22 protein-coding genes and 1 pseudogene are annotated in these 24488 nt (G+C 42.2%); 1 reads left to right on the plus strand and 22 read right to left on the minus strand.

Annotated elements, in window-relative coordinates; genetic code table 11:
* Positions 1-28 precede the first annotated feature (28 nt).
* The 21 genes and pseudogenes from VR862_RS13010 to VR862_RS13110 all read right to left on the minus strand — a co-directional run bounded on the left by VR862_RS13010 (position 29) and on the right by VR862_RS13110 (position 22558).
* Entirely contained in the window at positions 29-1429 is a 1401-nt protein-coding gene (locus VR862_RS13010; RefSeq protein ID WP_324721420.1) for a tetratricopeptide repeat protein, read from the minus strand.
* Between the two features lie 103 nt (positions 1430-1532).
* On the minus strand, positions 1533-2714 hold the full coding sequence (locus tag VR862_RS13015; RefSeq protein ID WP_324721421.1) for an aspartate aminotransferase family protein: 1182 nt from the start codon (positions 2712-2714) through the stop codon (positions 1533-1535).
* A gap of 4 nt (positions 2715-2718) precedes the next feature.
* A complete protein-coding gene (locus VR862_RS13020) occupies positions 2719-4551 on the minus strand; it encodes an OstA-like protein (protein ID WP_324721422.1) in 1833 nt (610 codons plus the stop codon).
* Between the two features lie 126 nt (positions 4552-4677).
* Complete coding sequence (locus VR862_RS13025) at positions 4678-5910, minus strand: MDR family MFS transporter (RefSeq protein WP_324721423.1); 1233 nt, start codon at positions 5908-5910, stop codon at positions 4678-4680.
* Positions 5911-6133: 223 nt separating this feature from the next.
* Positions 6134-6616 (minus strand): hypothetical protein, encoded by a 483-nt coding sequence (locus VR862_RS13030; protein ID WP_324721424.1) that lies wholly within the window; start codon positions 6614-6616, stop codon positions 6134-6136.
* Positions 6617-6785: 169 nt separating this feature from the next.
* On the minus strand, positions 6786-7820 hold the full coding sequence (locus VR862_RS13035) for a serine hydrolase domain-containing protein (RefSeq protein WP_324721425.1): 1035 nt from the start codon (positions 7818-7820) through the stop codon (positions 6786-6788).
* A gap of 299 nt (positions 7821-8119) precedes the next feature.
* On the minus strand, positions 8120-9433 hold the full coding sequence (locus tag VR862_RS13040; RefSeq protein ID WP_324721426.1) for an erythromycin esterase family protein: 1314 nt from the start codon (positions 9431-9433) through the stop codon (positions 8120-8122).
* Between the two features lie 140 nt (positions 9434-9573).
* Positions 9574-10257: a hypothetical protein gene (locus VR862_RS13045; protein WP_324721427.1), complete on the minus strand. Its 684-nt coding sequence runs from the start codon at positions 10255-10257 to the stop codon at positions 9574-9576.
* A 160-nt stretch (positions 10258-10417) separates the two neighbouring features.
* Positions 10418-11206 carry an oxygenase MpaB family protein gene (locus VR862_RS13050; RefSeq protein ID WP_324721428.1) on the minus strand — a complete coding sequence of 263 codons (789 nt, stop codon included), beginning with the start codon at positions 11204-11206 and terminating at the stop codon, positions 10418-10420.
* Between the two features lie 88 nt (positions 11207-11294).
* Complete coding sequence (locus tag VR862_RS13055) at positions 11295-11564, minus strand: hypothetical protein (RefSeq protein WP_324721429.1); 270 nt, start codon at positions 11562-11564, stop codon at positions 11295-11297.
* Between the two features lie 16 nt (positions 11565-11580).
* A complete protein-coding gene (locus VR862_RS13060; protein WP_324721430.1) occupies positions 11581-11865 on the minus strand; it encodes a hypothetical protein in 285 nt (94 codons plus the stop codon).
* Positions 11866-11895: 30 nt separating this feature from the next.
* Entirely contained in the window at positions 11896-13143 is a 1248-nt protein-coding gene (locus tag VR862_RS13065; RefSeq protein WP_324721431.1) for a hypothetical protein, read from the minus strand.
* A gap of 15 nt (positions 13144-13158) precedes the next feature.
* Positions 13159-13494: a hypothetical protein gene (locus tag VR862_RS13070; RefSeq protein ID WP_324721432.1), complete on the minus strand. Its 336-nt coding sequence runs from the start codon at positions 13492-13494 to the stop codon at positions 13159-13161.
* 70 nt (positions 13495-13564) lie between these two features.
* Complete coding sequence (locus VR862_RS13075; protein WP_324721433.1) at positions 13565-13864, minus strand: winged helix-turn-helix domain-containing protein; 300 nt, start codon at positions 13862-13864, stop codon at positions 13565-13567.
* On the minus strand, positions 13861-14475 hold the full coding sequence (locus VR862_RS13080) for a hypothetical protein (RefSeq protein WP_324721434.1): 615 nt from the start codon (positions 14473-14475) through the stop codon (positions 13861-13863). Before VR862_RS13080 ends, VR862_RS13075 begins: the two co-directional genes overlap by 4 nt.
* Before the next feature lie 328 nt (positions 14476-14803).
* On the minus strand, positions 14804-16075 hold the full coding sequence (locus VR862_RS13085) for an adenylosuccinate synthase (protein ID WP_324721435.1): 1272 nt from the start codon (positions 16073-16075) through the stop codon (positions 14804-14806).
* A 10-nt stretch (positions 16076-16085) separates the two neighbouring features.
* A complete protein-coding gene (locus VR862_RS13090; protein ID WP_265163223.1) occupies positions 16086-16541 on the minus strand; it encodes a Fur family transcriptional regulator in 456 nt (151 codons plus the stop codon).
* Positions 16542-16564: 23 nt separating this feature from the next.
* A complete protein-coding gene (locus VR862_RS13095; protein WP_324721473.1) occupies positions 16565-18769 on the minus strand; it encodes a RelA/SpoT family protein in 2205 nt (734 codons plus the stop codon).
* Positions 18770-18812: 43 nt separating this feature from the next.
* Positions 18813-20045 (minus strand): annotated as a pseudogene (locus VR862_RS13100) (M48 family metallopeptidase).
* Positions 20046-20895: 850 nt separating this feature from the next.
* Entirely contained in the window at positions 20896-21384 is a 489-nt protein-coding gene (locus VR862_RS13105) for an endonuclease domain-containing protein (RefSeq protein ID WP_324721436.1), read from the minus strand.
* A 352-nt stretch (positions 21385-21736) separates the two neighbouring features.
* The gene (locus tag VR862_RS13110; RefSeq protein ID WP_324721437.1) at positions 21737-22558 is read right to left on the minus strand and encodes a TrmH family RNA methyltransferase; all 822 of its coding nucleotides are present in this window, start codon (positions 22556-22558) and stop codon (positions 21737-21739) included.
* Positions 22559-22666: 108 nt separating this feature from the next.
* Between VR862_RS13110 and VR862_RS13115 the strand changes: the two genes are divergently transcribed.
* On the plus strand, positions 22667-23110 hold the full coding sequence (locus VR862_RS13115) for a hypothetical protein (protein ID WP_324721438.1): 444 nt from the start codon (positions 22667-22669) through the stop codon (positions 23108-23110).
* Positions 23111-23164: 54 nt separating this feature from the next.
* On the opposite strand, the gene VR862_RS13120 is transcribed toward VR862_RS13115, so the two are convergent.
* Positions 23165-24478 (minus strand): amidohydrolase family protein, encoded by a 1314-nt coding sequence (locus VR862_RS13120; RefSeq protein WP_324721440.1) that lies wholly within the window; start codon positions 24476-24478, stop codon positions 23165-23167.
* Positions 24479-24488 lie beyond the last annotated feature (10 nt).

The following is a 24488-nucleotide window of genomic DNA, read 5'->3' on the forward strand; positions in this document are numbered from 1 at the left end:
TGTTTTGAAGTGCGCAAAGTTAAAAGAATTAACTGCAAGATTTAAGGTGCATCCTTATTTTATCCCGGACAGATTTTCTCGCGAAAATTGAAGGGAAAAGTTCCTCAATAATGATGTAATATTCTGAGTCCATCTTGAGAGCATTGTTCAGGTGCTTGTTTCCGTTCTCGGGTTCGTGCAGCATGAAATAAAGTCCGGCTAGGCGGTATTCAATTTCGGCTGTTTCTGGATAGAACTCGATGGCCTGTAGCAGGTTTTGTAAAGCAGCCTCAAACTCACCAAGATCGATAAGTATATCACACCTCTTGATCCAGGTTTCCAATTCGTAGTTTCCCAATTCGAGTGTTCTACGGTAGCCTCTTTCGGCTTCTTCAAGATGTTGCAGTCTGTTGTTGATGCGCGCATATCGCTTCCAGTACAGCACATTCTCTCCGTCAATAGCTATAGCCTTGTTGATGTAGTAAAGAGCCTTGTGGTAATTCTTTTTCTTGTAAAAGAAATCGGTAATAGCGATCCAGCCTTTGTCCAACAAGGGATCTTCATGTACGGTTTGACGATAGTTCTTAAGCGCCAGTTCATCCAGTCCCAGTTTCTCATAACACTTCCCGATCCTCAAATAGGCAAAGGAAGTGGGATCATCAAGGTCCATAGTGATGGTGTAGTTCTCAATGGCTTCGTTGAACCTGCCCAATTTTTCCAGCACCTTTCCTTTTTCCAGGTAAGCACCAATGAAGGTGTCATCGCTAATGATCGCAAAATCAAAAGAAGAAAGGGCTTTTTTATAGTTCTTCAGGTCAAAATACTGTTTCCCCAACTGGTGCCAGGCAACTTCGGAATAGGGATTCCTGTCGAGAAAGCTGTTGAGGTAATCTATTGCCCCCTGTTTTTGTTCAAGAAAATCAAAGCAGTACATGACATTGTATAGCGCCGAATAGTCTTCCTCATCGGCTTCGAGACATTTCATGAAGTTGAGCTTGGCGTTCTCAAAATCTTCCAGAAAAAGGTATTCCATTCCTAAAAGAGAATAGACATCTGCCTCATCATAAGTTATTTCCAGCGCCGTCTCAAGCATCTCAATGGCCTCGCGGTGCAAGTCTTTCTTAGACAAAATATTGGCTTTCTGAATATATATCTCTTCGTTGGAAGATTCCAGTTCGTAAATTTCGTTCAGTATTCCCTCGGCCTGGTCAAGCTTGTCTTCAAAAACCAGGATCTCTACACGTAACAACTTCAGGTTAACCGAAGAAGGGTGTTGAGAAAGACCCAGTTTAACAGCTTTTTTGGCAAGAGCAATTTTCCCGTTCTCTAAATAATAATGAATGATATTCTCGAACTCATCCGAATCAAAGAATAATATATCATTAGTCTTCAGCATCGATTCAAAACGAGTAAGGGAGAAATTGTTTTCTTCGTTATGGCTTAACAGCATAAGCAGTTTGTTACTGATTTCTACAGTATTAAAGTTATAAATGTTCTACAGCGACCGGGTTAAAAACCAAATATGTTGTTAACAAAGTAATTAACATGTTAGCCTACTGCATTATTTCGTCTAGTATTTCAATAATTATGCCGCATCCTTTTTTTATCTCATCCATTGATATAGTTAGTGGCGGCGTAATTCTAACCGCTTTCCCCTCAAAGAGTAACCAAAACAAAATGAGACCTTTAGCCTGCGCTCGAATCACCAATTCGTTAACAATTTTTTCAGATTTTAGTATTGGAGCGAGCATTAATCCTCTCCCTCTAATTTCTTTAATGAGCGGATGAACCAAAAGTTTTCTGAATAATTCCTCTTTTTGGAGGGTCTGTTCCAGAAGGTCTCCTTCAATTAATTCCTGCAGCGTAGCCAAAGCAGCAGCCGCGATAACAGGATTGCCACCAAAGGTAGTGATGTGACCCATCTTCGGGTTATCGCTCAGGGTATCCATTATTTCTGAAGAAGAAGTAAAGGCGCCAATAGGCATTCCGCCACCCATGCCTTTTCCCATCACTACAATATCCGGCACCATATCGTAATTTTCAAAGCCGAAGAGCTTTCCTGTACGGCCAAAGCCCGGCTGGATCTCATCCAGGATGAGCAGGGCTCCAACTTCTTCACATCTGGATTTTACCTTCTTTAAGTAATTTTTTTCCGGCTGAATGAATCCCGCACCACCCTGTATGCTCTCAAGGATCACCCCGGCAGTATTTTCTGAGATTTTTAGAAGGTCTTCCTCCTTGTTAAATTCTATCCAGGACACATCTCCAATGAGCGGGCGAAAGGGTTTTTGTCTTTCCTCGTAAGTCATAAGGCTCAGGGAGCCCATAGTATTACCGTGGTAAGCGTTCTTTGCAGCGATGATGCCGGTCTTGCCGGTGTATCGCCTGGCCAGCTTTAAAGCTCCTTCAATAGCCTCGGTCCCCGAATTGGTCAGATAAGTTTTATCCAGTGGGGCAGGTAATTGTGAAGCCAGCAACCTGCACAATTCTACAGCAGGGCCCTGGGCATATTCACCGTAAACCATCACATGAAGATATTTCTCTGCCTGCTGTTTGATCGCGTTGACCACACGGGGGTGGCAGTGGCCCAAGGTACAGGCAGAAACGCCTGCCACAAAGTCAAGGTATTTTTCATTGGCAGAATCAAAAATATAAGAGCCTTGGGCATGGGAAACTTCCAGCGCCAGCGGATGAGGCGATGTTTGCGCCTGATATTTAAAAAAATCCTGTCTCAATCTACTAGTCCTTTTTGGGTTGAATAGCTACGGCAGGGGTGATGGTGTCCTGCTGTTTTTCGGGCAAAGGCAACTGTTGCTGTGGCTGCACAGTATCCTGTGCAGGAAGATTCTCTATTTCTTCCTGCCTTAAAAGTGGTTGCGGCTCTGCCGCTTTATTAGTCGCGGCAGGTATTGTATCTGCAGGTCGCTCCTGCAGGTCTTTTTCTTTTAAGCGACTTTTATTATTCAGTAGCGGCCTGTCCCGCTTTTCCTTATCAAAGAAACTGCCCTCTTCTTCAGGTAAGGGAATTCCCTCTATGAGTACCGGTTCATAGTCGGGGTCATCTTCAAAGAGATCATCTACCGAGTTGAGCCGCTCTTCCCCACGCCAGTTGAAACCTTTTAAAGTCCTGTCACTTTCCGGCAGCTGACTTTCAGGATAAAGTATTCCATCGATCTGGTTGTAATAGTAAATGTCCACAACCTGCTGCTCCTCCATAAAAATACTTATGGAGCTGGACAAGGTCTTGTTGATCCCAATAAGATCTCCGCCATCGTTCCTCATATAATAGAGGGTTTCGGTATTTTTTACCAGGTCTACCTGTTGGAGGTCGTTATCTTTGAACTTCCCGTACATCTGCAGACCTTTTAGCTGATTGTATCCTCCAACACTATCTTTCTGTATCATAAAGGCATTGTCATATACCTTAAGAGAATCCAGCTCTTCGGTTTCTACATTGTTGAGGAGGTGGATAGTATCGCCGGTAAGCTGGTTATTTTCCGACCATAGTACCGGCCGACCCAGCATTTGTGTAAGTCCCGTAGCTTCGCGCACATGGATAGAATCACTTTTACCGCTCATGTTACTTTTGAACAGGCGCACGTCATAAAATCCGCGGATCACCCTGTCATCCGGCTTACCCGTAACCATGAGGGTATCGGCATGGATGTAGATCGAATCCTGTTCCTGTACACTTACAGCCACAGCACGTTTGGTAATAAATACCGAATCTTTCTCCCGGAACACTTCAGCATAATGTCCACGAATTATACTCCGATTGATGGTATCTGTGACTTTAATATTATTAGTTGCCGAAGCAAAATTCGTATTCCGGTTGAAGTAAAGACTATCCCCCTCTAAAATGCGGTTTTCGTAATCGATTCTGGAGTTCTTTACGAAATAACCTGTATCTCCACGGGTATCGTAGAATCCTCGCTCACAGTAAATAGTGGAAGCGTCACTGGTGATGGTGGAGGGGCCGTACATATAGGCATGGCCGGTTTCTGAGTAGAAATCCAGCTGGGTGGATCGAAGCACGTAATCGGGATTAGTGATCACTACTTCAGAAGTGAAGGAGTATTTTTCATCTTCTAGAAAATAACGGCCAATCCGGCTCTTTAATACACTCGCCGTATCTCTTATTGTGCCGCCACTGCGATAATATGCCTGTTGTTTGGTACGGTCAAAAAAGAGGGTGTCGGTCTGGAGACTGGATTGCGGGTTTCTCATGAAGACATTTCCGCTGGCAAATGCAAAACGGGTATTTCCGTTATATTCAGCATACTGGCTGGTCATGGTGATGGTATCTCCCTGCTCCATACGCACATTTCCGTAAGCCTTAAAAAAGTTTTCTTCGGCATAGTGAATGGCCTGGTCGCACCAAACCTCGATCCCCTGGTGAATAAAATGCACCTGTTCATTGATCTTGGTTAAAATAAGTGCGCCGGGATATTTTTGGTCATCACGTGAAAAGCGTTCACTTTCATAGCGTATCTTCCTTTCCTCCTGGGCGTAAGCAGAAGTGCCCCAAAAAAAGAGGATCGAAAAAAGACAAAAAATGGGAACGTACTTCACCGACAAAATTTTCAGTCAAAAGTAGTGAATTCTGAAGGAAAATGCGGGAAGCCACTAATCTTTTAAAGATTGGAACATCAGCATCTTTTATAGTGTGGAAAGTTCCTACAGCTCTTTAGAAAATCTCTAAGCCCCGTTTTCCACTACGGGAGATCCATTCTCCTTTTTCACCAGGTAGATTACGTAGATAATAAGTCCGCAGGAGATCAGAGAAAGGAGGATCATGACATTCCAGGTAAGGCTGTATCCAAACTTATTGATAAGCTGCATTCCGGAGTTATGACCGAAGATATGTCCTATAGAAAAAGCTATGCTATAGAGTGCCATGTAGGAGCCTTGTTTTCCGCCTTCGGCTCTTTTTAAGGCAAAACTATTTGAAAAAGGAAAAGCAATCATTTCTCCAATGGTCATAAAGATCATGCCCACGAGCAGTATTCCAACCCAGCCGGTTAGATTGATAAGAAGAAAACTTATGGCTACAAGCACAGTTCCCGTTATAACGTGGAAAAGCGGAGAGCGGTGTCTTGATTCCAGATATTTGATGAGGGGCATCTCAAAGAGGAAGATCAGGAAACCGTTCAATCCCAGTAGAACTCCTATCTCGAACTCGCTTAAATAATGGATCCTGGAATAATAGAGAGGCATGGTGGAGAAATATTGAAGGAAGATAAATCCAAACAAGATCATAGCTCCTATAAAGATCAAATAAGGCTTATCGCTCATCATTGATTTCGGAATTTTGATCACCTCTTTTGGATTTTCAATAGCTTTTTTCGGGTGGAGGAGGTTCAGCAAAAGAAATCCGGCGAGGATACAGGTAATGCCATCTACCCAGAAGAGTCCGCTGTAGCCGGCGCTTGCAATGATCAAACCGCCTACTGCCGGACCTGCAGAAAAGCCCAGATTAATGGCAAGCCTTATTAGGGTGATCGATCGCGTCCTGTTCTCGGGTTTGCTGTAGGCATTTATAGCGACAAAAACTGCAGGTCTAAAAGCGTCGGCTACCAACATAACAATAAAGATTCCGGCGCAGATCCCCCAGAAGGAAACCGGGAACTGTAAGAAAATAAAGAATACCCCCGATACCAGAAGGCTTAATGCCATGGTTTTGTAATGCCCAATTCGATCTACGAGCTTTCCACCAAGCCAGGACCCGGCAACAGAGCCCAGACCAAAAAAGGTAAGGATCCAGCCTACATCTTCAAGCGAAAATTCCCTGTTCTCGGTTAAATACAGCGACAAAAAAGGGATTACCATGGTTCCGGCCCTGTTGATAAAGGTGATGAAGGCCAGGAGCCATACCTCCCGTCTCAGGTCTTTAAAAGAACCAACATAAGCCCGAAATAATCTTTGTAACATTTACTGAAGTAAAGGCCCGAAATTAAGTTAAATACTAGTCCGTTTTACCGGAATTATTCAAAATTTTTCGTGAAAAATCTCTCATGCAGGAGCTGATGCTGAGGAGTTCCAGGGTCCCGGAATTTTCTCCGGAAGGATGGAGGACGGGGAGGCAGGGGACCCAAAAATGATATTTTAACCAATGATTCTAGTAAAAGGCTGCATTCAAGAATAGCCGTTAAAGCTAAGTGAGAAAAATGGGTATAAAAATCACGAGCAACACCACAAGAAGTGTTTCCCAATAGTAATCACTAATGTATAACCCGATCAAAAGAAGCAGGGGGTTATTTGTAGTTGAATTAATGTAGCCACTGTTGGAAGAGCCATTGTAGGTTATTCTAAGTCCATCTTCATCATGCAAGGACCATTTTGAATTCCAGGTATTACAGTATTTCCATTGATAAGTTTCTTCCCCTAACCTAACTGTAGCTTTGGTCATCCAGCTGCCATATCTTATTTCCCCGATCCTATTTTCAGATCCATCCAATATTTCAGTGCATTGCTCAAAAAAGCCTGAAGTTCGGAAGGAATATTTCTTATTATTTAATGCCGCAGTTGAGGTTCTGGAAAAAGATCTCTTTCTCAGTTCTCCTATTTGTTGTGTTTCATTATAAATTCTATAAACGTTAGAAAAGAATTTCTTTTTCCACCTTAACTTTAATTGCATAACTCCTTTATATAACAGCGCTAAATTAAATTTTATAAATAAGTCTTCAGGGTTGTCACATTTACCTTAGGTATTTCCAAATAGGAAGCGAAGAACGTTTAATCAATTTTTCAAAAGAATTGTGAGCCATGAAGTCTATTCACTTGACCGGAATTGAGATCAACCATAATTATTTTCTTTTCCTGATAATCTTCACAATTCTATCATACATAATTTCGGACAGACTCCAGTTATAGCCGTCAAAATCTGTAGTGTTGGTGAATTGAATGACCACCGTGTCTATGTCTTGATGATATTTTGCAATACTTTGATATCCGGGAATTAACCCGGTATGGTCATAGGCATAAATGGAAGAATAGATCTCTTGTTCCCTGTCTTCGAGTAGGGAACCATCATTCAGGGCTCTTATAAATATTCCCACATCTTCTGCGGTTGCCACCATGGAATTGTAGTCGGTTGTTTTAATGTCTTCTTCGACACCAACATAGTATCCACTCATTACCTCATCGAGATTGACATCATGAATGGAAGAAAAGGTGTTTTTCAGTCCAAGAGGAGCTAATATCTTTTCCCTGATATATTCAAATTTACTTTTTCCTGAAACCTTTTCAATTAGCAAGGAAAGCAGCAAATAATTAGTATTGGAGTACTGGTAACTCTCATCAGGTTCAAAATTAGCCGGAAGATCAAAAATCCTTTCAAGAGCCTCCTGATTATTTTTAGGAGGATCAATCCAAAAGTCAGGAGTTTCGGTGAGATTTGGAATTCCGCTTCTGTGTTTGACCAGCATTTCCAGGGTTATTCCATCTGCATTTTTTATTCTTCCCTCCAGCTCAGGAAAATAATCGGCAACAGTCTTTTCCAAAGAGAGCTGTTCTTCATTTACCAGCCTGGTTATTGCAACTGCCGTGTACAGCTTATCTATACTGGCAATTTTAAATAAAAGATTAGGTTCGACAGGGCTTTTGGTTATCCGGTTATTATGCCCGGCAGTATAATATGCAGGTTTTTTTCCTTTTTGATCCACATACACGATTATCCCATCAAAGCCATAGTCGGCCGCTTTATTTACCTGTGCCTCAACGGTTTTGGGTAAGGGGCTTAGACGGGCTTTAAGTATGGGCCATGGAACGAAATACAGGGAGATTAAAGTTCCGGTAAATAGCAACAGGCGAAGAATCCAGGTTCTTTGTTTCTTTGTCATGACAGGTGACCAATTTAAAGATAAGTCTGAAAAAATATAATGCTATTTTGTTAAAGCTTGTCAGCTGAAAACTGCCAATTCAGGAAACATTTTTTTGACTCTGATTTTATCGGTTAGTTTTATCTTCGGATCCATTTTCAGCAAGTCATTCCCGAAGTTACCATTGTCCTTTGTGAAATCCAGTTTTCATCATATCTGTGAATTTAATGGTAAATGCATTCTTGCCAGTGCCGGATTCACTCCTCTTCACAGGTTTCCTACGAAAACTTCCTGCAATTTATGAATATCTATTTTACCTCTCACGAATCCTGAAGAACAGATAAATTATACTCCGCAGGTGATATTTTTTTCACGAAGATCAAACCATCATAGGATTCTGAATAAATTTTAGAAATTTTAATCTTATGTAATGGTTTAGGTTGATATCCGCCTCCACCTATAAGTAAATGTTTGTTTTTCTTACCAAAGAATTCTCCTGGTCCCTTTTTAGCTGCTTTATTTAAATCGATAAAGTAAATTTCCTTGTTAACCTCATTCAATGTATTGGCATAAGTTCTTTTAAATGGTTTCTTGATATGGTAGGTTTTCCAGTGATTTCCATTCTCTTTATCTACCACATGACCTTTAATCTTTCCTGTCGCAAAGTCAAAGCCTACACTATAATAATCTTCTGAGTAGTGATCCTTTAAGTGTCGACCCAAATTAATAATATCACTCCCAGCGTAGTACATTCCTTTTTTATTTATGTGCTCATTATGAGCCCAAATAAAAGCTTTTCCGTTCGGTGAAAGATTTTCCACAATCCATTTTACGTTTTCGAACATTCTTAAGTCTCTAAGTTCAGTGCTTTTGGGATATTCATCCTTTACATAGGATGCGTACCGGGTGTAACCTATTAAATAATCTAAACTTCTTATTAATGATTTATACTCTTCCCTTTCATTTTTTGAAGTTAATATTTGCTGTTTTAGTTTGGTTAATTTTGGAATCTGAAGTTGCCACCAATCGTCGGGATTATTATAGTTGATTTTTTTCTTTGAACAACTATCTACAGTAGATAAGAGGCTTTCATCAATTTCGATTTCACTGCCATCAATGAACCTTCGAATCTCTTTATTGATGTTTTCGCCATTTTGAATATCCATTCCGTAAAAGCGGATTTGATCTTCTTTGGATTTATCTAAGTTGAAATTTCTCATCCACTGTAATAGATCTACTACTTCTTTAGAACGCCAGAATCCAATGTTAAAATTGTCAGCTATTGTATTTATGTCGCCATTTCCACCACCTATCCATTCATTGATACCAGATTCAGCCTGATATGATTCTTCCATTCTAAAAACTCTTACACCTTGAGTTATGACTAGATGTTTAAAAAATTTTGCCTTAAGGTGGAAAAATTCCTTTGTATTATGGGAAGCTTCTCCAAAACCAAAAATCTTGGCATTGGAAAATTTAGCAGGAGTATTTTGCCCAAAAACAAGCAGTTTAGAGTTGGGATTAGCGTCTTCAATAAGAATAGAATTCTTATTTATCCAATCCACTGTTTGCTTTTTTTGAGAATAGCTAACGACGGCCAAAAAAAATATGAACAGGGAAATAGTATTTTTCATTACGGAAATGATTTTTTAGGTTATAAACGTTGCACACGGTCTTGGTTAATGCGAGTTGGGGGATGGACGAATAAAACTGTCAGGTAAGGTAGTCTAAAATGTCATTTTTGACAGGTAAATTGCAGTTGTGTTATTGATTGTTACATACAGGTTTTTATTTCTCTAAGCCTGTAATGATGTTCCTGCATTGGAATCAGATCAATTTTATCTTTTTCTACAGATAAAATCTGATATATGTTTCTTTCAGTTGTATCTTCTACTGTCAGGAAAAGAAAGAAGTTGTTTTTAATTTCTCCGATAAACCAATTTCCAACCAATGGTCTGCTTTGGTCCCAAATTGTTTCTAATATTTTAATCTTTCCATTCCGATCACTAATCGGGTGAATATTATTTAGAAATTTTGTTTTGATCGAATCGTTTAGAATTCTCCAGCAATCTCCAACAATTAAATTCTCAATTTTCTCTCTTGTAGAATTTATTGGGTAATTTAGATTTAGGGGATGAAATACTGAATTTGTATTTGAAGCAATTTCAATTTCTAATGAATCTGTTTGATATAGTTTATACTTGGTATTGAGATTAGCAAATTCACTCTTGATAAAACTTTCATTTCGATTAATTCTAATCTGATATGAAGTATCGGATAGGATTTGACTTATTTCACTTTGATCAAAATTTATAATTACACCCTCAATATTACTTGAGTACCCTTTGTTTTTATCTATGATTCTGTCATTATAAGACATCCAAATACCTTCTAAATTTTGACCAATTATTGATTCTGAAATAGAAAATAAGAAGATTAGAAGTAGAAAATTTCTCATAAAAAATTGGATGTAACTCCTTATATCAAAACATAAATACTCGTTTATCTTTATATACAGAATAAAGACAACTCACTGCAAGATATTGAATAAAATCTTAGTTGAGGAACCAGGCTGGGTTACACCGGGCCTTTGGCATTTCTGAAGGCGTCCAGAAACATTATGCTTTAGCACTTTCTGCCAGCGGCTTCTGGAATCTGTCCAGTTCCCTTATCTGCTCTTTATAATCTTTGGGGAGTAGGAGGGATTTGAAGAGGTGGTCTAGTTTTATTTTGCGACCAGTTCTATAAAATTTCAGGGCAGGAGGGATGACCGCATTTCTTTTGAGGTGCAGCAGATTTTTTATCCGCGGCGGACAAACCATTCCCTGTACCTGTAGCAGATACCAATAGCGAACCGGGCCCAGGTGTTTCCTGTACTGCCGGTAAAGATCTTTGCTGTACCTGCTTTCTGCAAGATCCTGTTCCATGTGCAATTTCCTTTGGGGCAACCAGTCTTCATAGTTCTTCGGCAGATCTTCTATTCCCATTGCCTGTCCCACCCTGTAAAACACATCAAAAACCTCTTGTTTTTCGTCCCTGCTCAGCTTTTGTTCCAGCAGTTCGTAGGCGCGAATGGAGTAGCCAATCAACATATAAAGCACATCCCGGTATGCCCACTCCGGAATTTTACTGCCGCGACTGTTCTCTACACCGGCATGAATGGAATTGATCCTGCCTATAGCGGCTTCAGCTTCGGTCTTTGAAAGGAAAACGATCTGCCGGGCATAGGCTACCGTTGAAAACAACCTGCCCAGAGGATCGGCAGGAAGTTTTCCGGTAAAATAGAGCCAGTCCACTGCCTTGTTCAAAGCGAATTCGGCTGATGCTCCGGCAAAGATGAAAAGTATGGTATCACTCTTGCCCCAAATCTTTCGCACAATAGAATTTTCATCTACAAAGTACTCCATCAGCTTTCCATTTTGTTTTCAGAAATTGTGCAATAATCCCGCCATTGCCCATTGGACATCTTACATTCCGGATAAAGATCTCAAATATCTACAATCCGTACATTTCCGCCAGGTCACTCACCCCGAGAGTAAACCAAAAGATTACCAGTGCAAGCACCAGTAACGCTGCAATAGGGATCGAAAAACCGAACTTCCGCTTGAAAAAGCTTTCTACAGGAGAAAAGTAAAGCAGGGAGAGGACGACATAGACGATCCCGGGGACAGGATGTACAAGGATGAGGTTAAGGATCCCAAGGCAAAAAATAATTAGCCCGAGGAAGTTACTCACCACTGCTGTAATACTTATGGAATTCTTCATGTTATACGGATAATGATCAGCTACCGGCAAATGGGCTGCCAATGATCCCTACTGCCAGTTCTGCCCAAACCAGGAAAAGTATCCCCAGGACAACAGCTGCATAAATAATACGCTTTTCGGTGGTTCTTACTTTTTTGAAGATGAGATCAATAATGAATGCGGTTCCAAATAGTAGTACTCCCATAATGATAAAGTCCGGTAGCCCCCAGTCAACTTCCGAGGTGAATATCATACCTATGAGAGGCAGGAGTAAAATAAATGCTGCAGTAAGCAGTAGTGCGCGAAGTCTTGTAATTTTCATAATGATTGTTTTTAAAGATTAATATAAGGTTTAGGTAATACTGAATAATAATGGGAAAAGGAAAACAACGATAAGCAACCATACCACATATACCGGTATATAACGGGCAATTGAGCGCCCAAGGTTAGTTAAAGTCCCTTTTCCTGAAGCTGTTTTATAAAGGTTGTTTGCCACCAGTAACAGGTGGGTAAGGATCAAAATATTTGCGCCCATAACGGCCAGTCTGTTGGGTGTAATTCCCCATTCCGCAATGCGAAACATGATTGCTGAAAGCGCTATTCCATTAACAAGGATGGTCACTATGGAAAGCAGGAACAGCATCCATTTCTCAATTTTTGTTTTTGTTGTTTCTGAACCACCGGCGATTGAGAAGAAGATGATTGCCATCACTCCAATGAGCAGCAGGTTGAAGACCAGCAAAAAATCTCTGTCATTATAAGGATCTCCGCCTCCAAAAAACATGGCGCCAAGGTAAATGACCAGCATGAGAAGCACCAGCGGACTAAAGATCCTGGCGATCACAGGAGAAACTGTTCCCACCAGTTGCGGGTTCGTGCGGATAAGATAAGTGCCAAGGACGGGTGCGGCCGGAAGCCCAAAGATCACAACATTCCTAAAGTAAAAATCTTCAATGTTTAAACCAATTGCTGAAAACAGACCCAGGGTTACCCCTGTCATGATCCCGCCGGCGATCATAATTAATCCTGTCATGACCAGCAGGTCCCCGTTATAGCTTAAATAGGAAAGACGCTGTTGATGATCTGAAGGATCGTTGCCAACAAAGGCCGTTCCCAGCAACACCCACAGCAACAAAGGCAAATGGATACAAACCAGGATAAAGACGTCACTTTCCGGGGAGGAGGCAGGGTAGAAATTAATGTAGAGCAGGCAGGCTATAAAGGCCGCAGCAATGAAGATAAGTCGCTTCGTTTGCAGTTTGTTCTTCCAGGCGAAATATGCTGTAAGTAGGGGCAGAAAAATAAAGCCAATATTGCGCGGGTAAAAAAATTCTTCACTGATCCCGAATATGTGGGGAATTTTAGCCAGAAATCCTGCTGCCAGAGCGAGTACCAAAACGTACAGGAGCTCTTTCCTGTTGCCCCGGCTGACTTCTTCCTTCTCAAAATTCAATCTCTCATACCAGAATTGCGCCAACGGATATTCCCGGATCCCGGCATAAATTGAGTTGAAATCCCTCCTGAATTGACTTTTGTTGCTCCGGTAGTACCTTTCCATTTGCCCCGGATCCTTGATTGCTGATAAGATGTTCTCTTTCATGATTTCCAGGTTTTTCTAGTTCCACAGAGTTCCGGCGAGCCCGTAAACACTTCCCAGCCAAAGCACGATCACATATCCCAGCAGGCTCAGAACAATACCAAGCGCCCTGTAGATGCCTCCTTCTCGTCTCATTAGGTGCATGAAATCTGCAAAAGCACCACCAATTGCCCCTGCAATAGTGGTCACCACAATCGGCCGAATTTTCCAGTAGGTGGGCCAATTGGGATGGGGATTATTAACTCCCATTATGAAAAAGGTGATAAGGACGAAAGCAAAGGCTGCCCCAATTAAGATCCGTCTGGGCAGGGCTGCTGTAAAGCTGTTCTCAAAAAAGTGTGTTCTGGTTTCCATTTAATATTTAATTATTGAGTTCTATAATTCTAAAGAGTACTTTGAATTTCAAAGTACAGGGGTAAAAAAATTATTTTTGAGACTTTATCAAATTTTCAAGTGCTGTCAGGTGTTCTTCAAAAGCTTTTCTTCCCTTTTTTGTCATAGCATATTTCGTATTAGGTTTTCTGTCAATGAAAGTTTTTGTTACAGCAACGAACTTTTCCTTTTCGAGGGCTTTTAAATGACTTGCCAAATTCCCGTCGGTCACTTCCAGGTATTCCTTGAGCGAGGAAAAATCCAGCGTATCATTCACAGCCAGGGCCGACATAATGCCGAGCCTTATCCTGCTCTCAAACGCTTTATGCAAACCATCTATAGATATTTTCACCTTTCGTACTTGTAGTTCACATAGATCCCGTAAATAATATGCATCACCCCAAAACCAAATGCCCAGAAGAGGATGCTGTACTCTGTAAAATAAGCACCCAGTAATCCCAGTGCGATCTGGATAAATCCGAGGTATTTCACATCCTCATAAGTGAATTTACTGGCGTTATACAAAGCTATTCCATAGAAGATGAGGGTAACTGGCGCCATTAAAAGGATGAGCCCTTTTAAAAGGAAGACCAGCGTGAGCAAACCTCCTGCCACCAGCGGCACCATCATATTTGAAAGCATTCTCCTGGCTGCCGAGTTCCAAACTTTTTGCCCCTTTTTCTTCCCCTTGTTCACTGAAAATATTACAGCTGTTGTAACCGCGAGGATCAAAACAATTAGCCCGATTAGAAGAAGATCCCACACCTGTTCTCCCGAAGGAATTCCCGGCACCAACGCCTCCTGATCGGCAAAGATCCCAAATACCAGATAAGCCCCTGCCAGGGCATATAGTCCGGCCAAAACGCCCGAAATTCCGCTAAGAGAGAGGAACTTGGTGGAGCGTTCCATAATGGAACGTATCTCCCTAAGGTCCTGCATGTAGTCTTCTTCTGTTTTCTTCATTTAAAAAGTACTTTGCAATTCAAAGTTAACAATTAAATTTTTATAAGCAAGAAAAAATTTATTAATGGAGTAGTGCCGAAGCTTCTGTTGCGAATAAAATCAGGGAAAATGCTCTACTAACATGCTCCCGTCAACCTGAACTTGTTTTTTTTCAAATGAGAAGTTTCCAAAACCTCCAAGGATTCTCAAAAAAATTCAGAATGAAGTTTGCGACCAAATGTTATAAAAGGTTGAAGAACTTATGGACCGCTCAGGCATTAAAACGAATACGAATAAAAAAAGGTGCTGCTTTCGCAACACCTTTTAAAAATGTCATTTATGGAACCTCTTAAAGCTCGATGGTCTGCAGCCTGTCGGGACCAACAGAAACGATCTTTATCGGGATCTCCAGTTCTTTTTCTATAAAAGCTATATAGTCCTTCAACTCCTTTGGCAATTCCTCTGCAGTAGTAAGCTGTGTAAGGTCCTTCTCCCATCCGTCAAAGTGAGTATAAACCGGCGTTACATTTTGATGTTCAATATTGTAAGGCAGGTGAGTGATCTCTTTCCCCTGATAGTTATAGGCGGTACAGATCTTTAAGGTTTCAAACCCACTCAAAACATCAGCTTTCATCATGATAAGCTGAGTCACACCGCTTACCTGCACTGCATATTTGAGTGCTACCATATCCAACCATCCACAGCGGCGAGGTCTTCCGGTAGTCGCCCCAAATTCTCTACCAACTCTTCCCATGGTTTCTCCGTCCTCGTCAAAAAGTTCGGTAGGGAAGGGGCCGCTTCCAACACGGGTGGTGTATGCTTTGAAAATTCCGAATACTTCTTTGATCTGGTTCGGGGCAACTCCCAAGCCTGTGCAGGCTCCTGCAGCAGTAGTATTGGAAGAAGTTACAAACGGATAGGTCCCGAAGTCGATATCAAGTAAGGATCCCTGGGCACCTTCAGCCAGTATGGACTTGCCGTTCTTTTGTGCCTGGTACAGGTATTCCTCGCTATCTATGAACTGAAGTGACTTCAAGGTTTCAATTGCCTTAAAGAATTCTGCTTCCAGTTCACTCAGGTTGTACTGTACATCTACATTATAGAAGCTTATCATTGCCTCGTGCTTATCGGCAAGGTTTCGGTATCTTTCTTTCCAGTCGCTAAGCTCCAGGTCTCCAACTCTTATTCCGTTACGTCCTGTCTTATCCATATAAGTAGGTCCTATTCCCTTAAGGGTGGAGCCTATCTTGGCCTTTCCTTTTGAAGCTTCACTTGCAGCATCCAGGAGACGATGCGTGGGAAGGATAAGGTGGGCTTTTCTGGAAATTACAAGCTTATGTTTGTAATCCACTCCGGCTTTGCTGAGGTTGTCCAGTTCTCTTTTAAAGATAACCGGATCTATCACCACTCCGTTTCCAACCAGGTTGATTGCGTTTTCATGAAATATTCCCGAAGGTATCGTGTGAAGTACGTGCTTTTGGCCGTCAAATTCTAAAGTATGTCCGGCGTTTGGGCCTCCCTGGAAGCGGGCGATGATGTCGTATTTTTTGGTGAATACATCTACGATCTTTCCTTTTCCTTCATCCCCCCATTGTAATCCAAGAAGTAAGTCTACTGCCATAAAATTCAGGTTATTCGGTTGATTTTTTGTTTCCGTAAAAATATAAGGAATGATTATTTATTTCAATGTCAAAGACCTCTTCGATGGTTTGCTTAATGGCCTGCACGCGGGGATCGCAAAATTCGATCACCTCCCCTGTATCGGTAAGTATGATATGATCGTGGTTGCGGTCAAAATATGATTTCTCATATTGTGCCTGGTTGTTACCAAATTGATGCTTTCGCACCAGTCCGCATTCCAGAAGAAGTTCAATGGTGTTGTATAAAGTAGCCCGACTTACACGGTATTTCTTATTCTTCATTTTGATATAGAGGGATTCGATATCAAAATGTTCTTCGCTGTTGTAGATCTCCTGCAGGATAGCAAAGCGTTCGGGAGTCTTTCTGTGACCCTTTTCTTCCAGGTACTTTGTAAAGACATTCTTTACAACCGCCTGGTCATTTTTATTCACTACTTTTTTGCTCATGATATGGGTGCAAAGGTATAAGATTATTCACGTGACACCTTATCTATACCGTTTATTTTTTTAAGGTGTTCCATCAATTTTTTAAGGATACTGTTGTTTTTTACGACCACTGTGATCTTCCCTGTAAAGATCCCGTCCTGACTGTCAAAATTAATGTTCTTGATGTTGACATTCATATTATTGGAGATCTCCCGGGTCACATCATTCACTAGTCCGATGTTATCAATTCCCGTAAGTTTGATCACCGCCTTAAAGTCTTCCTGGGTAGAGTCTTTCCACTTCGCCTGAATTATCCTGTAGGCGAAATTACTCTGTAGCTGAATGGCATTGGGACAGTCCTTTTTATGAACTTTAATGCCTTCACTAACTGTTATAAATCCGAAAACACTATCCCCGGGAATCGGGTTACAGCAATTGGCGAGCTTGTAATCCAGGATCTCTTCGTCCCGCCCAAATACCAGCTGATCATATTTTGCAGTGATTTCATCCTTATCAATGTCTTCAACCGTGCTCTGCTTTCTTATCTTACTTTTGAAGAAGCTCACCAGAGCGTTGCTACGTGAGGCGGCGTAATCCTTTAGTTTCTGATTGTCAATTGTTCCAACCCCCACTCTGTAGAATAGATCCAAACTGGTCTTAAGTTTGAAATAGATCACCAGCTCATTGATCGTCTTTTCATTAAAGGGGATTTTTTGAGCCCGCAACTTCCTCGAAAGAATGGCTTTTCCTTCTTCGGCTATACTCTTCTTTTCCTCTTTCAGCGAAGACTTGATCTTCGCCCGGGCACGTGCTGTAGTGGCGTAGTCCAGCCAGTTTGAATTCGGCTTTGCTTTTTCTGAAGTTATGATCTCCACCTGGTCGCCGCTGTTAAGGGTAGTGCTTAGCGGAACCAGTTTTCCATTCACTCTGGCTCCCCGTGTGCGCAGGCCAACTTCTGTATGTATACTAAAAGCAAAATCCAGCGGGGTAGCACCTTTGGGCAGGGACTTTAATTCCCCCTGCGGAGTAAAGACAAAGATCTCCTTGGAATAAAGATTCAGTTTGAATTGCTCGACAAAATCAACGGCATTCACTTCCGAACTTTCCAGCGCTTCCTGAAGTTTATTGACCCACTCCTCAAGCCCATCTTCCTGATTGCTGCCTTGCTTGTATTTGTAATGGGCGGCATAACCTTTTTCGGCAATCTCGTTCATACGCTCACTGCGTATCTGTACTTCCACCCAGCGACCTTTGGGACCCATTACAGTAATGTGCAGGGCTTCATAACCTGTGGATTTGGGGGAGGAGATCCAGTCTCTTAACCGGGTAGGATTTGGCCTAAAGTGATCTGTAACTATTGAGTATATCTTCCAGGCGAGAAACTTTTCGTTAGCCGAATCACTCTTGTAGATGATCCTGACTGCAAACTTGTCGTATACCTCGTCAAAAGTGACATTTTGATTCTTCATTTTCCGGCGGATCGAATAGATCGATTTCGGCCGGCCTTTTATAGTGTACTCCAGGTTTTCCTTGTCCAGCGAATCCTGAATCACTTGTGTGAATTCTCCAATGTACTTGTCCTGTTCTTCCTTGCTTTCTCTTATCTTCTGAAGGATCTCGTGGTAAACATCTGGTTCAGTATATTTTAAACCAAGATCTTCGAGTTCAGTCTTTATGTTATAGAGCCCGATACGGTGAGCAAGCGGCGCGTAGATGTAAAGGGTTTCTGAAGCGATCTTTTCCTGCTTGTCTGTACGCATGGAGTCCATGGTCTGCATATTGTGCAGTCGATCGGCTATTTTGATGATGATCACCCGCACGTCGTCATTGAGGGTAAGAAGCATTTTCCTGAAGTTCTCTGCCTGCAGGGAAACATCCTTGTCGTGCTCCAGGTGAGAGATCTTGGTTAGCCCGTCGACAATTCTGGCCACAGTATCGCCAAACATCTGCCGAATATCCTCAAGAGTATATGCAGTGTCCTCCACCACATCATGTAACAGGGCGGCGGCAATAGAAGTGGCGTCCAGACCAATTTCGGAAGCCACGATCTTGGCCACAGCAATAGGGTGGAAGATATAAGCCTCCCCCGATTTTCGCCGCTGATCCTTGTGAGCATCTACAGCAATATCAAAAGCCTGCCTAATGAGTTTTTTATCATCATCGGTAAGGGTTTGATAGCTTATACGCAGAAGTTCCTTGTACTGCTGGGCGATCTCCTTGTTTTCTTTTTCTATAGCGGCTTCCGTCATCATGTTCTAAAAATACGATTAAGATTGAAAACAGACAATATAATTACCCCTGCAGATTCCTGAACCTTTTGTACAACGGTGGGTGAGAGTAATGTACAAAGACATAGGCCGGATGCGGAGTAAGATTGCTAAGGCTGTTCTTTGACAGCTTCTTCAATCCTGTGATCAAAGGTTGTGCCTTATAGGTTTGCTTCGCGAAATTGTCGGCTTGATATTCGAATTTTCTGGAAAGATAGTTCATGATGATCCCCGTTACTTCTGAAATTGGGCTGTACAAAATACCAAAAGCAACCAACCCAATATGGAAACCCGGCTGCTCCACACCCAGTGCCGCGGAAAGCAAGGGATTACCCACAAACAGTGAAAGGATCCACAGGGTAAAGCCGGTCGTGAGGATGCTTATGATGAGGTTGATAATGATGTGATTCTTTTTGTAATGTCCCACTTCATGTGCCAGTACAGCCACGATCTCCTAATCTTCCAGATCATTGATAAGCGTGTCATAAAGGGTCACTCTTTTCTCATTTCCAAAGCCCGAGAAATAGGCGTTGGCTTTGGTGCTCCTTTTAGAGCCGTCTATTACAAAGATCTTTTCCAGCTTAAAGCCTTCTTTCTTTGCGTAGGCTTCGATCTTGTCGCGCAGGGAACCTTCGGAAAGAGGAGTTTGTTTATTAAAGATTGGTACAATTAACCTGGCATAGAACATATTGAGAAAAATACTGAATACAGCCACCAGGATCCAGGCATACCACCAGAAATCATCTCCCGCAAACCGGTAGAACCAAACTATCAAGGCCAGGATTCCGCCGCCGAGCACGACCATCATTCCCCAGCTTTTTAGCTTGTCTAAAATGAAAGTTTTTGGCGTTGTTTTATTGAACCCGAACTGCTCTTCAATAACAAAAGTGTGGTACCATGAAAATGGCAGGGACAGCAGGTCGCTTCCAATCATAATGATCCCAAAGAAAATAAGCGCGATGACAATGGAATTATTTGATATGGATCTCGCTATTTCGTCTACAAAGTCAAATCCATCAAGGTAAAGGAACAGTAACAAAACAACCACAGAAAACGTGGAGGAAACTACCCCGAACCTGTAATTTGCCTTTTTGTACTGCTGAGATCTCTCATATTCCTCCTCATCAAAAACATCCTGCAGGTTGTCTGGAATAGGATCGTTATAATGACGTGCATTTAAAGCGTCCAACAACTTGTCAACTAGAAAATCAATTAAAATGATTCCGACAATGATGAAAAAGAGAGTGTCTGCGGTCAATTTCTTAAAATTTAAGGGCTAATATAAGCAGAATCATGGCGAAGTTAGAAGTACGATTTTAGAATTGAGAGGTTTTACATGTCAAATCAAATAATTCTAGATTCTGAAGCCGGTCGGCCATGATAGCTGAATTCATTCTGTCTTCTTTCTTGAAAAAATTCCCTCCTATGGAGACGTGCCTGTATGGATGGCTGGCAGCTAAAGAGTGATTAGTGATCAGGGATCAGAAAATTTAGCCACGAGTACCCGAAAATTTTTTTAATACTAAATTATTGTCGCAAGGTGTCCCCTCCTGCGGTGAAGTGCCTGCAAGGCGGGGTGGGAGCGAATGAGTGACCAGTGATCAGGGATCATTGATCAGAAAATTTAGCTGCGAATACTCGAATATTTTTAATAATTATTGTCGCAAGGTGTCCCCTCCTGCGGAGGGGTGCCTGCAAGGCGGGGTGGGAGCGAATGAGTGATCAGTGATCAGGGATCATTGATCAGGAAATTTAGCTGCGAATACTCGAATATTTTTAATAATTATTGTCGCAAGGTGTCCCCTCCTGCGGAGGGGTACCTGCAAGGCGGGGGTGGGAGCTAAAGAGTGATCAGTGACCAGGAATCAGTGATCAGAAAATTCAGCATACATACTCGAACATTTTAATACTTTATTATTGTCGCAAGGTGTCCCCTCCTGCGGCGGGGTGCCTGCAAGGCGGGGTGGGAGCGAATGAGTGACCAGTGATCAATGACGAGTGATCAGAAAATTTAGCCACGAATACCCGAAAATTTTTTTAATACTAATTATTGTTGCAAGGTGTCCCCTCCTCCGGAGGGGTGCCTGCAAGGCGGGGTGGGAAATTCGTCACGAATAATTATCTATAATAAAACACTTCAAACGTTCCATTACACCCTCCACATCCATTAATACTTCTGTTGAAGTTGTCTTCCAAACCTGTAGCCCAAGATTCTTTAGGTAATTTTCCCGATGTTCATCATAATTAATCTTTTCATTATGACTGCTGCCATCAATTTCTATGACTAGTCCGAGGCTCTTCACATAAAAATCCACTATGTAATTACCGATCACTCGCTGCCGGTCGAAATCAATTTTATGGAATTTGTCTTTATGAACCTGTTGCCAGAAAATGATCTCCGGTAGATTACCCATTTTTCGAAGAGCCCTTGCTCTTCTTCTCAAATTTTTTTCTGCAGGTAGGAAAGGAATCTTTCTCTTTTTTATTTTGAAAGAATCGATAGTGGTAAGGATGTTATCGTCCCTTCCCACCCCGGCCTTCGGCCACCCCACCCTGGGAGGGGACTTTTCAGAAGGAACATTTGATTTCTTGGCCATATTCTAAGATAGGATTTTAATTTTTTAAGGCCGAGAAATAAAAGTAAATATGAAATTGATCTGAATCCAGGGAAGATAATGGATAAAAGAATGTACTTGTGTAAATGAACATAACCTTAGAACCGTCCCCTCCTCCGGAGGGGTGCCTGCAAGGCGGGGTGGGAGCTAAAGAGTGGTCAGTGATTAGGGATCAGTGATCAGAAACTCTCGGCCACTAATACTCGAATTTTTTTCAATACTCATTATTGTCGCCAGGTGTGCCTGCAAGGACGGGGGAATGTCCAAATCTGGAATCTACCCGAAACCAGAACTCGCATCCTAAAGCACCCAACTCGAAAAAAAATCTTGGATTTTAAATCCTGAACCCGGAATCGCGCCGAAGGCGCTGCCTTTTCGCCTCAAAAATAAGTATCCCCGCTGCTACCGAGACGTTCATGGAGTCGATCTCGCCTTCCATTGGAATGATGATATTCTGTGTGGTGTTTTGCTGCCATTCTTCAGTTAGTCCCGTGGCTTCGGTGCCGACCACGATTGCACTGCCCCCGGTGAAATCCACGCTGTGGTAGGGGACAGAAGCCTGCAATGCGGCACCAAAAATGGCAATTCTACGCTCCTTTAAAAATGAAATAATCTCTGAAGTACTGCCGGTGGCGATCCTGGTGGTGAAGACACATCCCACACTGCTGCGAATAATGTTTGGGTTGAACATATCGGTCCTGGGATTTGCGATAAGTACGGCATCGACTGCAGCGGCATCGGCTGTTCTTAATAGCGCCCCAATATTTCCGGGTTTTTCGGGGGCCTCGGCGACAAGGATCAGCGGATTTTCATTCCGGAGTTCGAATCTTTCAAGGGAAAGTTCCCGGCCAGCTACAACAGCGATCACACCTTCTGTACTTCCGCGGTAAGCAATCTTTTGATAGACTTCCGCAGTAAGTTCGGTGATTTCAACTTCCGAAGGTTTGGAAAGCAGCTTCTCAACATTTTCAGGAGGAAAAAGATCGGCATTGAAATATATTTCCAACACCTTAAAGCCGCCTTTTATAGCGAGACCAATTTCCCGGATACCTTCTACTATAAAGGCATTTTCATTTTTCCGGGTTCGGGCTTTCTCCTGCAATTGCAGAATCCTTTTCACTGTCCGGTTTTGAAGACTGCTAATCATTTTGTGCATGAGACAAAGATAGAAAACTACAGGTTGAGGAGAGGGATTTCTACAAATCTGCAGGTGCCGACTTTCAAAAATGACAAAAAAGAGGTAAATTAACTGAAAATCAATTATATGGAAAACAATAACAAAAAAAAGCAGCCGCTTACAATTAAAGATGCATTTAAAGTTCTGAGTTTTATTTTCGCTGCCGTTTTGATTAGTGCCTGTAGTAAGAATATAACTTTTCCGGTTTCGGAAGTTGTGCCTGCAGCCGAGGCGGTTGTCAAAGTAAATGAAGATTCGAACGGAAACTACGAGGTCGAATTGGACGTGAATAATCTTGCAGCACCCGACAGGCTGTCGCCAAAGCGTCGATACTACGTGGTCTGGATGGTGACCAGGGAACATGGGACCATCAATATTGGCAGATTGGATATCAACCGGAAGAATAATGGCGAGCTTAAAACCAATACTCCTTACAAGCCTATTCGCATTTTTATAACGGCCGAAGATGATAAGCAACCTATTTTGCCTTCAACCCAGGTGGTCCTGAATTCGGGAGAATTTAAGGTATAAAAAAACTGCCCGAAGTTCTTTCGGGCAGCCTTTCAAAAATGACATTTTCAGGAACTATTTTTTTTCCAGTTGACCGTATTTATCTGTGTACCTTTTTGCCAGCTCAGTCTGATGGCTTTCCAAACTAATTTCACGTCCCTGGATAAAGGCCTGTAAAACTTTGTTGGTGCGCATATCAAGCGCATCACCCTCGCTAATAAAAAGCGTAGCGTCTTTGCCAGCTTCCAGTGTGCCAAGGCTGTCATCGATCCCCAGGATCTTTGCGGTATTGGAAGTGATCATTTTGAGGGCATCTTCCTTACTGGCGCCATATCCCGTCACTGTACCTGCGTAAAATGGCAAATTACGACTGTTCATTCTTTCCATATCTCCACTGCTTTCCAAACCTACCAGGATACCCTGCTGGTTGAGCAAATAAGCCAGTTTGTATGGCAAATCATAGTCCTGATCTTCCATTTGTGGTGTCTCGTGTACCCTTCCAACTAATACCGGAACTTCTGCTGATTTCAGTTGGTCGGCAATTTTAAAGGAATCATAACCGCCAACAAGCACTACATTTTTCAGTCCGTGCTCTTTTTTAAATGCAAGTACATCAATGATCTCTTTTTCAGAATCGGCATGAATGTAAACTCTTTTGTTTCCGTTAAATACATCTTCCATAGCCTGGAATGGCAGGTTTGCTTCTTCCATTGGCCCTGCTAAATACGCTTTTGCATTTCTAAAGAAAGAGCCCAGCTCTTCCAGGTCTTTGGAATAATCATCATTGGGTTTGATGCCGGGATCTTCACCTTGCCACCAGCGGCCTCTGCTTACGCTGTTCGGCCAGTTGATGTGCAGCCCGTCATCTTCTTTTAATACGGCATCTTCCCAATTCCATGCATCGAACTGAACTATAGAAGAGGTGCCGGAGATCCTTCCGCCACGGGGAGTGATCTGTCCAACCAGTACTCCGTTTGGACGCATGCTTTCTACCACCTGGCTCTCTGCATTATAGGCAATGATACTTCGTACGTGAGGTAACAGCTCTCCAAGTTCATCTTCATCATCACTTTGTACCACGGCATCGATCTCAACCAATCCCAGAGTGGAATTAGGGGAGATAAAACCCGGATAAACGTGTTTTCCCTTTGCGTCGATGATCTTTCCGGGATACTGTCGGTCAGTTGAATTCACATCGGTCACAGTAGTGAGCTTACCGTTCTCAAAAATGATAAGGCTGTTCTCAATTACTTCTCCATTCCCAATATGTGCAGTGGCACCTACAATGCTTATCGCCTCATCTTGTGGTGGCGCCGGAGTTTGTTGTGCGATCGCCGTGCCTGCAAAAAAGAGCAGGACCGGCAGGATATATTTAGTCAAATTTTTCATACTTCTGTTT

The sequence above is a fragment of the Salinimicrobium aquimaris genome (assembly GCF_035607535.1).
Classification (GTDB): Bacteria; Bacteroidota; Bacteroidia; order Flavobacteriales; family Flavobacteriaceae; genus Salinimicrobium.